The organism is Veillonella parvula, assembly GCF_002005185.1.
GTDB lineage: Bacteria > Bacillota > Negativicutes > Veillonellales > Veillonellaceae > Veillonella > Veillonella parvula_M.
This window is the reverse complement of sequence record NZ_CP019721.1, coordinates 129323-144918: the sequence shown is the minus strand read 5'-3', so window position 1 is coordinate 144918 and position 15596 is coordinate 129323. Positions and strand designations below refer to the sequence as shown.

The 15596-nt window shown below is 40.3% G+C and carries 11 protein-coding genes; 10 read left to right on the top strand and 1 reads right to left on the bottom strand.

Features of this window, described 5'->3' with window-relative positions:
• The first annotated feature begins 99 nt into the window (after positions 1-99).
• The 7 genes from rpmG (at position 100) to rplL (ending at position 3489) form a co-directional block, all read left to right on the top strand.
• Complete coding sequence (gene rpmG / locus B1A77_RS00790) at positions 100-249, top strand: 50S ribosomal protein L33 (RefSeq protein WP_004693530.1); 150 nt, start codon at positions 100-102, stop codon at positions 247-249.
• A 43-nt stretch (positions 250-292) separates the two neighbouring features.
• A complete protein-coding gene (gene secE, locus B1A77_RS00785) occupies positions 293-514 on the top strand; it encodes a preprotein translocase subunit SecE (RefSeq protein WP_004693531.1) in 222 nt (73 codons plus the stop codon).
• 12 nt (positions 515-526) lie between these two features.
• Positions 527-1063 (top strand): transcription termination/antitermination protein NusG, encoded by a 537-nt coding sequence (gene nusG / locus B1A77_RS00780; protein ID WP_004696753.1) that lies wholly within the window; start codon positions 527-529, stop codon positions 1061-1063.
• A gap of 101 nt (positions 1064-1164) precedes the next feature.
• Positions 1165-1590, top strand: a complete 426-nt coding sequence (gene rplK / locus B1A77_RS00775; RefSeq protein ID WP_004693535.1) for a 50S ribosomal protein L11 — start codon at positions 1165-1167, stop codon at positions 1588-1590.
• A 76-nt stretch (positions 1591-1666) separates the two neighbouring features.
• Positions 1667-2377, top strand: coding sequence for a 50S ribosomal protein L1 (gene rplA, locus B1A77_RS00770; RefSeq protein ID WP_077707628.1), 711 nt, complete (start codon positions 1667-1669; stop codon positions 2375-2377).
• Positions 2378-2552: 175 nt separating this feature from the next.
• Positions 2553-3050, top strand: a complete 498-nt coding sequence (gene rplJ, locus B1A77_RS00765) for a 50S ribosomal protein L10 (protein WP_008714932.1) — start codon at positions 2553-2555, stop codon at positions 3048-3050.
• Between the two features lie 70 nt (positions 3051-3120).
• Positions 3121-3489: a 50S ribosomal protein L7/L12 gene (rplL, locus tag B1A77_RS00760; RefSeq protein ID WP_008714934.1), complete on the top strand. Its 369-nt coding sequence runs from the start codon at positions 3121-3123 to the stop codon at positions 3487-3489.
• Positions 3490-3530: 41 nt separating this feature from the next.
• On the opposite strand, the gene B1A77_RS00755 is transcribed toward rplL, so the two are convergent.
• Complete coding sequence (locus tag B1A77_RS00755) at positions 3531-5171, bottom strand: ArnT family glycosyltransferase (RefSeq protein WP_077707627.1); 1641 nt, start codon at positions 5169-5171, stop codon at positions 3531-3533.
• A 283-nt stretch (positions 5172-5454) separates the two neighbouring features.
• Here B1A77_RS00755 and B1A77_RS00750 point away from each other — a divergent pair, with 283 nt between their 5' ends.
• From B1A77_RS00750 to rpoC, 3 genes are all read left to right on the top strand, one after another.
• Positions 5455-6870 (top strand): aspartate ammonia-lyase, encoded by a 1416-nt coding sequence (locus B1A77_RS00750; RefSeq protein ID WP_077707626.1) that lies wholly within the window; start codon positions 5455-5457, stop codon positions 6868-6870.
• 331 nt (positions 6871-7201) lie between these two features.
• Entirely contained in the window at positions 7202-11362 is a 4161-nt protein-coding gene (gene rpoB / locus B1A77_RS00745; protein WP_077707625.1) for a DNA-directed RNA polymerase subunit beta, read from the top strand.
• A gap of 29 nt (positions 11363-11391) precedes the next feature.
• Positions 11392-15594, top strand: coding sequence for a DNA-directed RNA polymerase subunit beta' (gene rpoC, locus B1A77_RS00740; RefSeq protein WP_004693548.1), 4203 nt, complete (start codon positions 11392-11394; stop codon positions 15592-15594).
• Positions 15595-15596 lie beyond the last annotated feature (2 nt).

The window sequence follows — 15596 nt, the reverse complement described above, 5'->3', positions numbered from 1 at the left end:
TGACATCGCTTGCTACGTATGATATAGTTTTTTAGTATGTAGTCGAGCGTTTTCGAGTACAAGAGACAGATTAGTAAATATAAAGCGAGGTGTATCCGGATGCGTAATGCCATTACTTTAGCTTGCACAGATTGCAAACAACGCAACTATCAAACGAACAAGAATAAAAAGAACAATCCTGATCGTATTGAAATGATGAAATATTGCAAATTCTGCGGTAAACATACATTACACCGTGAAACAAAATAATTCTTATCATTCATTACCTGTTGATTTGAGGATGTGAAACACAATGGCAAAGTCTAACTCAGCAGTGCAGCAGCGTGGTGGATTTGGAAAATTCTTCCGCGGTGTGAAAGCTGAACTAAAAAAAGTAGTCTGGCCAACAAAAAAAGAGCTTATCAATTACACAATAGTAGTATTCTTAGTGACCATATTCATCGCTTTGATTATTTCTGTGCTTGATGGACTCTTTGCCCAACTTTTTAATACGTTGTTGCACTTTGTTGGATAAGGGGGCCATTACATGGAAGCAGATAAGAAGTGGTATGTAATTCATACCTATTCAGGCTACGAAAATAAAGTAAAAACCACTCTTGAACTTAAAGTTCAATCTATGGGGCTACAAGATGTGATCAGCCGAATTTTGGTGCCTCTTGAAGACGAAATAGATGAAAAAGATGGGGTTAAAAAAGTAGTAAAACGTAAGATATTTCCTGGGTATGTATTGGTGGAAATGGAAGTTAATGACCGTTCTTGGTATGTTGTACGCAACACGCCAGGTGTAACAGGTTTCGTTGGCTCTGCTACAAAACCAGTTCCACTTTCTGATTCCGAAGTAGAACATATACTTAAGTCTCAGGGCTTGGATAAGAAACCAACCATTAACGTTGATGTAGAAGTTGGTGAAACGGTTCGCATTACGTCCGGTGCCTTTGAAGATAAACTAGGTGTTATTACCGAACTTAACCCTGAAAAAGGAACATTGAAACTTAGTGTGGAAATGTTCAATCGAGATACCGAGGTAGAGGTAGAGTTCTCTCAAGTTGAGAAAGCTCTTTAATATATAAATATAACTCTAAAAAGAGCAATCGATTTTGGTTGCCAGTGGGAGGATGTATATCCGTTACCACCACAGTATAAGCATAGGAGGTTTAATTACCCATGGCTAAGAAATTAGTTAAACAAGTAAAACTACAAATTGAAGCCGCTAAAGCTACTCCAGCACCACCAGTTGGTCCTGCACTAGGTCAAGCAGGTGTTAATATCGTTGCTTTCACAAAAGAATTCAACGAACGCACTGCTAAACAAGCTGGCTTAATTATTCCAGTAGTTATTAATGTATATGAAGATCGTAGCTTCGACTTCATCACTAAGACTCCACCAGCTGCAGTATTGTTGAAAAAAGCTGCAGGTATTCCAAAAGGTTCTGGTGTACCTAACCGTGATAAAGTAGCAAAAGTAGGTCGCGATAAAGTTCGTGAAATTGCTGAATTGAAAATGCCTGACTTGAATGCTAATACCGTAGAACAAGGTATGCGCATGGTGGAAGGTACTGCTCGCAGCATGGGCATTGAAATCGTTGACTAATAAGCGTACGACTTGCGCATAAGGCGCAAATCGGTGGGAGGGAATTCCCGTTTGACCACATAAGGAGGATATTATAATGGCAAAAGTAGGTAAGAAATACGCTGAAGCAGTAAAACTTATTGAAGCTGGTAAATTCTACGAACCAGTAGAAGCAATTGAGTTGGTTAAGAAAACTGCAACTGCAAATTTCGATGAAACAGTTGAAATGGCTTTCAACTTGAATGTCGACCCTAAATACGCTGATCAACAAGTTCGTGGTGCAGTAGTATTGCCTCATGGTACTGGCAAAACTAAACGCGTTCTTGTATTCGCAAAAGGCGACAATATTAAGGCAGCTGAAGAAGCTGGTGCAGATTTCGTAGGTTCTGAAGAGTTAGTAGCTAAAATCCAAGGTGGTTGGAGCGACTTCGACGTAGTAGTTGCTACACCAGACATGATGGGTCAAGTTGGCCGTCTTGGTAAAATCTTGGGTCCTAAAGGCTTGATGCCAAACCCTAAAGTTGGTACAGTAACTCCAGACGTTGCTCGTGCAGTAAACGAAATCAAAGCTGGTAAAATCGAATACCGTACTGATAAAGCAGGTATTATCTCTTGTTCTATCGGTAAAGCATCTTTCGATGAAGAAAAATTACTTGACAACTACCGTACAATCGTTGATACTATTATCAAGGCTAAACCTGTAGCAGCTAAAGGTCAATACATTAAATCTGTAACCTTGTCCGCTACAATGGGCCCTGGTGTACCTTTGAACGTGTTCAAATTGAGCACTGTTTCTAAAGAGCAATAATTAAATATGTCTCTTAGCTGTAGACGGCTGGTATGTATAATGGATGAAAATCCGCCCGCTGAGGCTGACACTAGAACAACCTAGGACTAGTTACGACCTCATCGCGTGCGATGGGGTCGTTTTTACGCTAAGATAGTACATAGAGCACCAAAAAAATCTACAAGGAGGTAATCTAATGGCTGTCACTGAATCAAAAAAAGCAATCGTTGCTCAAATGAAAGAAACTCTTTCTGAAGCAAAAGGTGCTGTATTGATTGGTTACTCTGGTTTAACTGTTGCGCAAGCAACTGATCTTCGTCGCAAAATGTTGGCTGAAGGTGTTGAATACAAAGTAATCAAAAATACTTTGACTCGTATCGCTGCAAACGAATTGAATCTTGAAGGTTTCTCTGAGCATTTAGAAGGTCCAACTGCGTTGGCTACTTCTAAAGACGATGCTGTTGCACCTGCTCGTGTAATCGAACAATTCATCAAAGCAACTGAAAAAGAAGTTGTAACAGTTAAAGCTGGTATCGTTGAAGGCGAAGTTATGGACGCAGCAGGCGTTAAAGCAATTGCATCTCTTCCAAATCGCGAAGGTATGCTTTCCATGTTGCTTTCCGTATTGCAAGCTCCTGTTCGCAATGTTGCATACGCTGTCAAAGCTGTTGCAGAAGCAAAACCTGCAGAATAATATTTTTTGCAAAGTATTCGTTGGCCGCTTGAGGCTGGCACTATAAACTAATTTATGGAGGAAATCTAAAATGGCATTGAACATTGAAAACATCGTTGCTGAATTGAAAGAAGCAACAATCCTTGAACTTAATGATCTTGTAAAAGCAATCGAAGAAGAATTTGGCGTAACTGCAGCAGCTCCTGTAGCTGTAGCAGCTGCTGGTGGTGCTGAAGGCGGCACTGCTAAAGATTCCTTCGACGTAATCTTGAAAGATGCTGGCGCATCTAAAATCAACGTAATCAAAGTTGTTCGTGAAGCAACTGGTCTTGGCTTGAAAGAAGCTAAAGCTATCGTTGACGGTGCTCCTGCACCTGTAAAAGAAGGCGTTGCTGCTGAAGCTGCTGAAGCTTTGAAAGCTCAATTAGAAGAAGCTGGCGCATCCGTAGAATTGAAATAATTCTAACCATATTAAAGGCGTACCCTATGGGTACGCCTTTTTTATTGAAGCTTATAAATTGATGCGAGTTTTGTTTTGTTGACTAATTTTGCCTTTGGATACGGTAATGCATTAGAGAAATCCTTGTCATATTTTTTAGGAACGATGACATAGGCACCACGATTATTTGATACATCTTTTAGAAATGTTTCTTTAGTTATTGTAGGCATCAATGTTTTGCCTTCGGTCCATATAGAATCATCTGTTGTATCTACAAAAACTTGGGTAGGTGTAGTGTCCATGTAATATACAATAGAAGTATAGTAACTGCCATATACATATATTGGTTTTGATGTATCTTCGATGAACGTTCTAAACTGTAAACCAGATTGATTAAATAATATTGGTGGTACTGTAATTGTAATAGCTGAGTATAAAGTAATTAGTGGAACTAAAGCATATATTGCTAGTTTAAAAAATGATGTTATGTAGTATCGACCGATTAAAATCATACATACTATAATAAAGGAACCTACGATTAACGGTTTACTATCAAGACTTTTATCAAAAGCTGTAGTAAATGTAAAAATCATGTAGTAAATACCTAGTGGTAGGGTAATTAAATAATTAAACTTTTTGAATGATTGAGTAAATTCACCGGTTTCTTTGTCAGTAACTAATTCACAAATTTTTACAGCCGCCCATATTATACAAGGGATAATGGCAGGTAATGTGTAGGTTAGATACTTTGTAGCTACTAGAGAGTAGAATAGAACTATAACTATAAACCATATAATACCTAATAGATCAAAATCATCTTTCCAGTTAAGATCTTTTAAATGATAGACTATTACAGGTGTCCATGGTAATAGTGAAAGGGGTACAATTAATAGATAGTAATACCATACATTAAATTTAGGATGCTCAGATATAAGAGCTCGATCTACATTGTGTAGACCTAAGAATCCGGAAATAAACTGCTCACCGTGAATGGAATACATAGCGATATACCAAGGGCTAGCTATCGCTATAAAGGCTAATAGTCCTAAGGGATTAAATAGTAATTTAATATCCTTTGAAAGCTGATAACTTTCATCTTTTCTATGGACTATATAGCGAGCGCATACATAAATGAGTAATATCAGGCCGGGCAAGATGATGCCTATAGGTCCTTTGGTAATTACAGCTAAGGCAGCAGCAATGTAAGCTTTCACCATAGCTGACTTGTCATTATTGGTAAAAGCTAAATAGCTATATCCAAATATAGCTAAGGTGAAGAGAAGTAGAAATCCGTCGGTTATAATTGCATGAGATATGTACCAAAACTGTAGTGTACTCATTAATAGAATAGCACAGAGTACACTAGCAAAAGTATTTTTAGATATGCGGTAAATTATATGGTACATTAGGGCCACGCTGGCTCCCGCAACAAGCGTATTTGGTATACGAGATGTAAAGTCAGATATGCCAAATAGTTTGTACGTAATCATAAGTGCCCAATAGGTGAGCGGTGGTTTATCATACCATACGTGATCGTATATCATGGGGGATATCCATGAGTTATGTTTTAGCATGGTGATGGCGGAGAGAACATAGTTGGACTCCACCGGATCAGTGATTGGCAAATAGGCATTATAAAAGCCGTAGCTCAAAACGGTTAATAAAAAGAGCGCACCTATGCGCAGCATGTGATTGTTAATCATAGTTACTCCTTACTTACATAGTTTATATTATTGTACTATAGGGCGTGTAATATTTAAACCAATCAAAGATAAAAACAGAGCCTTTATAAATATGGAGATAATATGGAGATAATTACAAAAAAATAATTATTTATGAAATAATATATTGTATAGAATATTGTTTATTCGGAATACATGAAATAACTTTTATGTATACAAAATACATGCTATAATGAGCGCATAAGATAAAACCGTTTCATTAAACTATCATCTAATATATGAAATAGTGGAAAGAGGATCTATTATGAGAAAAGAACATGATTTCCTAGGTGAATTAGAAGTAGCGGATGAGTTATATTATGGTGTGCAAACGATTCGTGCCTTAGAAAACTTCCATATTACAGGGAAACATTTAGACCAAGATTTTATTAAAGCTCTAGCGATGGTAAAAAAAGCATCTGCTTTAGCTAATATGAAAACAGGTCGTCTCAATGTATCTATCGGTAAAGCGATTGTTCAAGCAGCTGATGAAGTTATTGCAGGTGAATTTGCTGACCAATTTCCAGTTGATCCAATTCAAGGTGGTGCTGGCACTTCTGTGAATATGAATATGAACGAAGTGTTGGCAAATCGTGCTTGTGAAATTTTAGGTCATCCAAAAGGTAGCTATGATATTGTAAGCCCTAACAATCACTGTAACATGGCACAATCTACAAATGACGCTTTCCCAACAGCGATTAAAGTTTGTGCAATTTTGAAATCTAAACCGTTACTTGAAGCTTTGCAACGTCTTGTTGATGAGCTTGAGAAAAAAGCTGAAGAATATAGTGAAATTTTAAAAATGGGACGTACTCATTTACAAGATGCGGTGCCTATTACATTGGGCCAAGAGATGGGCGCTTATGCATCTGGTATTCGTCGTGGTATTAAACGCATTAAATCTGCCGTTGAAGGTGCACATGTAATCAACATGGGTGCCACTGCAGTTGGTACAGGCCTTAATGCTGAGCCTAATTATATTCATGATGTAGCTTATGAACTTAGTGAAGTAGTAGGCGAACCGTTCTACACCGCGGAGAACTTAATCGATGCCACAAACAATACAGACGTATTTGCTGATATCTCTAGCGGTTTGAAGGTAACTGCACTTGTGTTGATTAAGATGGCAAATGATTTTCGCTTAATGGCATCTGGACCTCGCTGTGGCATTGGTGAATTAAAATTGCCTGCCCGTCAACCAGGCTCCTCTATCATGCCAGGAAAAGTAAATCCTGTTATTGCTGAAGTATTGAATCAAGTGTGTTACCAAGTTATCGGTAATGACCTTACTATTACATTAGCTGTAGAAAATGGTCAATTCGAGTTAAATGTTATGGAACCTGTATTGGCATACAACTTGTTCAATAACCTTTGCTACCTTAAAAATGGTGTAAATACATTCGTTGATAAATTGCTCGTTGATCTTGAAGTAGATCGTGAACAATGCGAATACTGGTTGAACCGTTCCGTAGGTATCGTAACAGCATTGTTACCACACCTTGGTTACGAAACTGCATCTGCATTGGCGAAAGAAGCGTATGAAACTGGTCGAGCTATTCGTGATATTATCTTGGATCAAGGCTTATTGACTGAGGATGAAATCAATCATATTCTTTCTCCTAAAGAAATGACTCGCCCTGGTATTGCTGGTGCGAAACTTTTAAAACAAAAAGGTAACTAATCTTATAGTTCTCTTTTGATACATGAATAGAGCATGAAAGTGAAAGACTGTCAACCCTTTTGGTTGACAGTCTTTTTTAATACTGATAAAATTATATATTGCAAAAGTAGCGTTTTCTGCTTTTGGATGTAAAAACTATAACACAAATAGTGATGAGGTTTTCTTCCAAGGTTGTGCTTGGTTAATGGGAAGCAAGGTTATTTTAAAAATGAAATGGACCTTGCTTTATTTGACGTTGCCCGAGCAGGAAAACTGAGACCTGTAAGATGTCTTTTTCATGCCGTTATAGAAAATGGTAGACCAGTGTGTTTTGATAGGGGTGAAAGCAAATATGTTCAAACCTGAACAGGTAGGCAAACGAACTCGTTATACGTACGCTAAAATTAACGAAGTTATCAAGATGCCGCATTTATTGGACATTCAACGTAAATCGTATGAGTGGTTCTTGGAGAGTGGTTTACAAAATATTTTCAACGATATTTCTCCGATTAAAGACAATTCAGGTAATCTAGTACTTTCTTTTGAAGGTTTCAGCTTAGGTGAACCTAAGTATGATATTAATGAATGTAAAAATCGTGATGCTACTTACGCAGCACCACTTCGTGTAAATATTCGCTTGGTAAATAATGATCCAGAAAATATGGACATTAAAGAACAAGAAGTATTCATGGGCGATTTCCCATTGATGACAGATACAGGTACTTTCATCATCAATGGTGCAGAACGTGTTATCGTATCCCAATTGGTACGTTCTCCAGGCGTTTACTACAATAAAGAAATCGATACAATGGGTAACCGTTTGTATGATTCCACAGTTATTCCTAACCGTGGTGCATGGATTGAACTTGAAACAGATGCTAGTGAAGTGGTAGCTGTTCGTATCGACCGTAACCGTAAATTACCAGCCACTGTATTGGTACGTGCATTAGGTTGGGATACTAATGAAAGTATCCTCGACCTCTTCTGGAATGGTAAAACTGATGAGGATGGTTTACCAGTATATGATGAACGCATCGTTCGTACATTAGAAAAAGATACAACTCAATCTGCTGATGAAGCATTGGTTGAAATCTATAAAAAATTACGTCCAGGTGAGCCTCCTACTGTAGAGTCTGCTCGCAACTTGTTCGATAACTTGTTCTTCGATGCACGCCGTTATGACTTAGCGCGCGTTGGTCGTTACAAATTGAACAAAAAACTTGGCTGGCGCCAACGTATGTTGGGTCAAACATTGGCTCAACCAATTGTAGATCCAGAAACTGGCGAAATTATCCTTGATGCAGGCGTACAAGTTGGGGAAGAACAACTTGATATCGTTGCTAATAGCCATGTATTCGATGGTGAAGGTTTCGCTGAATTCTACATTGTAAATAATGATGGTGTAGAGTCCAAAGTTATCTGTAATAACTGCAACTTACCATATGATCACCGTACAGTAACACGTGAAGACATGATCGCTAACATTTCTTACTTGCTCAACCTTATGGATGGTGCAGGTCATACAGATGATATCGACCACTTGGGAAACCGTCGCCTTCGTTGCGTAGGCGAATTGTTGCAAAACCAATTCCGTATCGGTTTAACTCGTATGGAACGTGTTGTTCGTGAGCGCATGACCATTCAAGAAACTGAATCCATTACGCCTCAAGCGTTGATCAATATTCGCCCTGTAGTGGCAGCTATCAAAGAATTCTTTGGTTCCTCCCAGTTGTCCCAGTTCATGGACCAAACAAACCCATTAGCAGAATTGACTCACAAACGTCGTTTATCTGCCCTTGGACCTGGCGGTTTATCTCGTGAGCGTGCAGGCTTCGAAGTCCGTGACGTGCATCACTCTCATTACGGCCGTATGTGTCCTATTGAAACTCCAGAAGGTCCAAATATCGGTTTGATCAACTCTTTGTCCAACTATGCAAAGGTAAACGAATTTGGTTTCATCGAAGCACCATACCGTAAAGTAGAAAAAGTGTATGGTAAAGGCAAGGATGCTGATAAAGTTGTTAAAGTGCGCGTATCTGACAGCGTAGTATATATGACAGCTGATGAAGAAGAAGGCATGACAATTGCCCAAGCAAACTCTCCGCTTGATGCAGAGGGGTACTTCACAACTGAACACGTAGCTTGTCGTCGTGGTCATGACGTATTAGAAGTTACACCGGATAAGGTTGACTATATGGACGTAAGTCCAAAAGAAGTTGTATCCATTGGTACAGCTATGATTCCATTCCTTGAAAATGACGATGCTAACCGTGCCTTGATGGGCGCGAACATGCAACGTCAAGCAGTACCACTTTTGCGCGCTCAAGCACCACTTGTTGGTACAGGTATGGAATATACAGCAGCTACTGACTCTGGTGTTTGCGTATTGGCGCGTGAAGCAGGTAAAGTTGTACGTTGTTGGGGTAATGAAATCCACGTTCTTCGCGACAGCGATGGTCGTGTTGATACATACCGTTTGAATAAATTCCTTCGTTCTAACCAATCCACATGCTTTAACCAAAAACCAATCGTTAATCGTGGCGATCATGTTGTAAAAGGCCAAGTATTGGCTGATGGTCCTGCTACAGATGGCGGCGAATTGGCATTAGGTTATAACGTTCTTGTAGCGTTCATGCCTTGGGAAGGTTATAACTACGAAGATGCTATCTTGCTTAGTGAAGAACTCTGCAAAGAAGATATCTATACATCTATTCATATTGAAGAATACGAATGTGATGCTCGTGACACCAAATTAGGTGCTGAAGAAATTACTCGTGAGTTGCCTAATACAGGTGACGACACACTTAAAAACTTAGACGAAGATGGTATTATCTGCATTGGTGCAGAAGTACATCCTGGCGATATCCTTGTAGGTAAAGCTACACCAAAAGGTGAAACTGAGCTTACTCCAGAAGAACGTTTGTTGCGTGCTATTTTTGGTGACAAAGAACGTGAAGTTCGCGACACTTCCTTGCGCGTGCCTCATGGTGAATCTGGTAAAGTCGTAGATGTAAAAGTCTTTACCCGTGAAAATGGCGACGAATTACAACCAGGTGTAAATAAACTTGTTCGCGTATATATCGCTCAAAAACGTAAGATTCATGAAGGCGATAAAATGGCGGGCCGTCATGGTAACAAAGGTGTCGTTTCTCGCGTTATGAGAAAAGAAGATATGCCATTCCTTCCAGATGGTACTCCAGTACAAATCGTATTGAACCCATTGGGTGTACCTTCTCGTATGAACATCGGTCAAGTTCTTGAAACTCACTTGGGGTGGGCTGTTCAAGGCTTAGGTATGAAAATTAAAGCTACAGACCTTCACATTCAAAACGTGTTGAAAGAAGCCCGTACTGATGCATCTTACTGGGAACAAATCGATGCAATCCGCGACCTTTATGCTCAAATTGAAGCATTGGAAGCGAAAGTTTCGGAAGATGTTACGGTAAATCATTTCGAAGAAAATGAGCAAATCATTACTTTGAAAACTAAAATCTTAAAACATGTAGAAAAAGCAGCGCAAAAGAAATTGGATGCTATGGGTGGTGAAGCTCGTTTCCAAGAGCTTAAAGCTATTGAAGCTAAATACAATGTACTTCATGTAGAATTTTTTGATTCTGAAGAAGAGGCTCCTGAAATGGATCCTGCGCTTGTAGAAGAATTAGAGGCAATTAGCAAAGTCAAGAATACTCTTAACAACATTCACTCTGCTGAAGAAAAACGCGTTGAAATTCGCAAAGAGTTGGAAAGCCTTGGCTATGATTTTGACAAATATGGCATGCCAAAACCAGATGTAGCAGGTATTCATATTGCTACACCTGTATTTGATGGTGCTCACGAAAAGGACGTATTCGAAACATTGGCGATTGCAGGTCGTCCTGATGATGGTAAAACTGTTCTATATGATGGTCGTACTGGTGAACCGATGGATAACCGCGTTACTGTTGGTTACGTTTACATGCTTAAACTCCATCATTTGGTTGATGACAAAATCCATGCTCGTTCTACAGGTCCGTACTCCCTTGTTACACAACAACCTTTGGGCGGTAAAGCTCAGTTCGGTGGCCAACGTTTCGGGGAAATGGAAGTTTGGGCTCTAGAAGCATATGGCGCAGCCTATACCCTTCAAGAGCTATTAACTGTTAAGTCTGACGACGTTGTTGGTCGTGTGAAAGCATACGAAAAAATCGTTAAAGGCGAAAATATCCCTGAACCAGGTGTACCTGAGTCCTTCAAGGTATTGCTTAAAGAACTTCAAAGTATCGGTCTTGATGTAAAAATCTTGAATGAAGATCAAGAAGAAGTTGTTATGAAAGAACTTGAGGACGAAGATGAGGTGGTAGAAACTGGTATTGAAGAAGTTATGGAAGGCAGTGCTGTAGAAACTGATGAAGTAACTGTAGTAGAACCAGAAGTAGAGGAAGAGGAAGACTTACCAGCTGATAATGGCGGTGAAGATGATATCCTTAGCCAATTGGCGTACCCAATGGGCGACTCCTCTAACGATGAAGACTAAAACTATCTATAAGGAAGGGAGCGATAGTAGTGCTAGACGTAAATGAATTCGATTCCATGCGAATCGGTTTAGCCTCTCCAGAGCAGATTTTATCCTGGTCTCATGGGGAAGTTAAGAAACCTGAAACAATTAACTACCGTACGTTGAAGCCAGAACGTGATGGTCTATTCTGTGAACGCATTTTTGGACCAACAAAGGACTGGGAATGTCACTGCGGCAAATATAAACGCATCCGCCATAAAGGCGTAGTCTGCGACAAATGTGGTGTAGAGGTTACCCGTGCGAAAGTACGTCGTGAACGTATGGGCCATATTCAATTGGCTACTCCTGTATCTCACATTTGGTACTTCAAAGGAATCCCATCCCGTATGGGTCTTATCCTTGACATATCACCACGTTCTTTGGAACGCGTATTATACTTTGCTTCCTACATCGTAGTAGATCCAGCTGGTACACCATTGACAAAACGTCAATTGTTGTCCGAGCAAGAATACCGCGAATACGAAGCTCAATTTAATGAAGACGGTTATACTATCGGTGGTAAATCCGTCGTAATCGAAACAGTGGCTCAACGTAATGAACGTTTAGCTATTGTTCGTGAAGCACAACGCAAAGAGCGCTATAATGCGGCTCTTCGTGATGATGCAACAATACCAGAAGCTGATAAGGAATACGAAGAATTAACTCGCGAAGAACGCTATGAGTTAGGCGCTGCTGAAGAGGTTCTCTTCGCATGTATCGACATGGGTGCTGAAGCGGTAAAAGCTCTCTTATCAGAACTTGATCTTGAAGCATTGAATGCCGAATTGCGCGAAGAGTTGAACACTGCTAGTGGTCAACGTAAAATCCGTGCAGTTCGTCGTTTGGAAGTAGTAGAAGCATTCCGTCAATCTGGGAACCGTCCAGAATGGATGATTATGGACATCGTTCCTGTAATCCCACCTGAATTGCGTCCTATGGTCCAATTAGATGGTGGCCGTTTTGCTACATCTGACCTCAACGATTTATACCGTCGTGTTATCAACCGTAACAACCGTTTGAAACGTTTACTCGACTTGGGTGCTCCTGATATCATCGTGCGCAACGAAAAACGCATGCTTCAAGAAGCGGTTGATGCATTGATTGATAATGGCCGTCGCGGTCGTCCTGTTACAGGTCCTGGTAACCGCCCATTGAAATCCTTGTCCGACATGCTTAAAGGTAAACAAGGTCGTTTCCGTCAAAACTTGCTCGGTAAACGTGTTGACTACTCCGGTCGTTCTGTAATCGTAGTAGGTCCTGAACTTAAAATGCACCAATGTGGTTTGCCAAAAGAAATGGCATTGGAATTGTTCAAACCGTTCGTTATGAAACGCTTGGTAGAACGTGGTCAAGCATCCAATATTAAGGCTGCTAAACGCCAAGTCGAAAGAATCGGCCCTGGCGTATGGGAATCCTTAGAAGAGGTAATCAAAGAACATCCAGTTCTCTTGAACCGTGCCCCTACATTGCATAGACTTGGTATTCAAGCCTTCGAACCAATCCTTTGGGAAGGTCGTGCTATCAAATTGCATCCATTAGTATGTACAGCCTTCAATGCCGACTTTGACGGTGACCAAATGGCGTGTCACTTACCATTGTCCGTAGAAGCACAAGCGGAAGCTCGTACATTGATGCTTTCTAGCCATAATATTTTGTCCACTAAGGACGGCAAGCCGGTAGCAGTACCTTCTCAAGATATGATCTTAGGTACATACTATTTAACAGTTGTACGCGAAGATACTCGTGATAAAGCAAAAACATTTGCTACCTATGATGAAGTTATGCTTGCCTATGAGTCTCATATCATTGGTTTGCAAGATATTCTTTATATCCGTTTACCTGATCATGGCCGTGTAGAAACAACAGCAGGTCGCTTGATCTTCAACAATGCTTTATTCCCAGAATTGTGGCAATACGAGAAACGTGAAGATGGCACTTACTCTTTAGGTAAGGTTATGGATAAGAAAACAGTTGGTAAATTGGTTGATCAATGTTTCCAATTGTTTGGTAATGAAAAAACAGCAGAACTATTGGACCGCATCAAGTCCTTGGGTTACTCCTTCGCTCGTCGCGCAGGTATGACGGTAGCTATTGCTGATATTAAAGTACCAGAAGTTAAAACTAGTTTGTTAGATACAGCGGAACAAGAGGTAGAAAAAGTATCTCGTATGTACCGTCGTGGTCTTATTACAGAAGAAGAACGTTATCGTAAAACTATCCAATTATGGACAAAGGCAACAGAAGATGTTACCGATGCGATGATGGATAATATGGCGTGCGATAAAGACGGCTTTAACCCTGTTTACATGATGGCTATCTCTGGTGCCCGTGGTAATAAACAACAGATTCGTCAGCTTGCTGGTATGCGTGGTTTGATGGCCGATCCATCTGGTCGAATCATTGACTTGCCAATTAAAGCAAACTTTAAAGAAGGTTTGACTGTATTGGATTACTTTACATCCTCTCATGGTGCTCGTAAAGGGTTAGCCGATACAGCGCTTCGTACAGCTGACTCCGGTTACTTAACACGTCGTCTTGTTGACGTATCTCAAGACGTAATCGTTCGTGAGGACGATTGTGACGTTGTAGGTATCGATCTCGTTCGTGAACGTGCTCGTTTGGCTACATCTCCACGTCAAGCATTAGAATTGCTTAAAGATAAACTCATTGGTCGCGTTTTAGATAAAGATGTTGTGAATGCTGAAACAGGGGAACTTGTTGTACCAGCTGAAACTATCTTGGATGAACAATGCTTGGCAGATATTGCTGAAGCTGGTGTTACATCTATCGCATTGCGCGGTGCACATTTGGGCTCTGATAGCGATATTAACCATACTAACTTGGTTCAAAAAATTATTCTTGGTGAAAGCGACGATAGCATCCGTGCAACATTGAAAGAAACTATGGTTCAAAATATGTTGAACAAGGATACTGTACAAGCAATCGTTGACAGCGAAGGGGTAGAAATCTTCCCAGCTGATACACGTCTCACTGAAGAAGGTATCGAAGCTATCCTTAACTCCGATGTAAAAGAAGTACAAGTACGCAACAATGAGATCCACGGTATTGAAGTGGAAGCTATCGTTGAAGGTACTGGTGTTATCGAGCCATTAAAAGACCGTATCGTAGGTCGTATTGCAGCTGAAGAATTAGTTAACAAGGAAACTGGCGAAGTCATCGTTCCTCTTAATGGTGAAATCACAGAGGCGTTAGCTGATGAAGTTGTAAAACACTATGAAACAGTAAAAATCCGTTCCGTATTGACTTGTCGTAGCCCATATGGCGTATGTCGCAAGTGCTATGGTCGTGATCTAGGAACTGGCAACCAAGTTCAAGTTGGTGAAGCTGTTGGTATTATTGCGGCACAATCCATCGGTGAACCTGGTACTCAGTTGACAATGCGTACATTCCATACTGGTGGTGTCGCAGGTGATGATATTACACAAGGTTTGCCACGTGTCGAAGAATTGTTCGAAGCTCGTAAACCAAAACGTAATGCTATCATCGCTGAAAATGAAGGTACAGTTCGTGTTGTACCTAATGAAGGTAAGAAAGGTACGAACACTATCTTTATCACTGGTGAAGATGGTATTGAACTTGATTACCTCATTCCTTACGGCTCCCGCATTATCGTTAAAGACGGGGATGTGGTATCCTTGGGAGCTCGTTTGACTGAAGGCTCCATCAATCCTCATGACATCATGCGTGTCATGGGTACTGAAGCAACTCAACGTTACCTCGTATACGAAGTACAAAAAGTATACAAATCCCAAGGTGTAGAAATTAACGATAAACATATCGAAGTTATCGTTCGTCAAATGCTTCATAAAGTTAAAATTGAAACAGCTGGCGATGCGGATATGCTTCCAGGGGATATGGTGGACGTTAATACCTTTGACGAAGAAAACCGTCGTCTTACTCTCAATGGTCGTGAAAATGCTACAGGCAAACGCACGCTATTGGGTATTACGAAAGCCGCTTTGGCAACGGACTCCTTCTTGTCTGCTGCATCATTCCAAGAAACGACACGTGTTCTTACCGATGCTGCTATCAAGGGTAAAATCGATCCATTGTTGGGCTTGAAAGAAAACGTAATCATTGGTAAGTTGATTCCTGCTGGTACAGGTATGAGTCGTTACCGTAAGATTGAAGTTGTAAAAAATACACCTGAAATCATTGATATTACGGAAGAGGTTATGTCTGAAGATTAATT

Excerpts from the sequence above, each read along its gene's own strand:
- rpmG (WP_004693530.1), top strand. The coding sequence starts at position 100 with ATGCGTAATGCCATTACTTTAGCTTGCACAGATTGCAAACAACGCAAC.
- secE (WP_004693531.1), top strand. The coding sequence starts at position 293 with ATGGCAAAGTCTAACTCAGCAGTGCAGCAGCGTGGTGGATTTGGAAAA.
- nusG (WP_004696753.1), top strand. The coding sequence starts at position 527 with ATGGAAGCAGATAAGAAGTGGTATGTAATTCATACCTATTCAGGCTAC.
- rplK (WP_004693535.1), top strand. The coding sequence starts at position 1,165 with ATGGCTAAGAAATTAGTTAAACAAGTAAAACTACAAATTGAAGCCGCT.
- rplA (WP_077707628.1), top strand. The coding sequence starts at position 1,667 with ATGGCAAAAGTAGGTAAGAAATACGCTGAAGCAGTAAAACTTATTGAA.
- rplJ (WP_008714932.1), top strand. The coding sequence starts at position 2,553 with ATGGCTGTCACTGAATCAAAAAAAGCAATCGTTGCTCAAATGAAAGAA.
- rplL (WP_008714934.1), top strand. The coding sequence starts at position 3,121 with ATGGCATTGAACATTGAAAACATCGTTGCTGAATTGAAAGAAGCAACA.
- B1A77_RS00755 (WP_077707627.1), bottom strand. The coding sequence starts at position 5,171 with ATGATTAACAATCACATGCTGCGCATAGGTGCGCTCTTTTTATTAACC.
- B1A77_RS00750 (WP_077707626.1), top strand. The coding sequence starts at position 5,455 with ATGAGAAAAGAACATGATTTCCTAGGTGAATTAGAAGTAGCGGATGAG.
- rpoB (WP_077707625.1), top strand. The coding sequence starts at position 7,202 with ATGTTCAAACCTGAACAGGTAGGCAAACGAACTCGTTATACGTACGCT.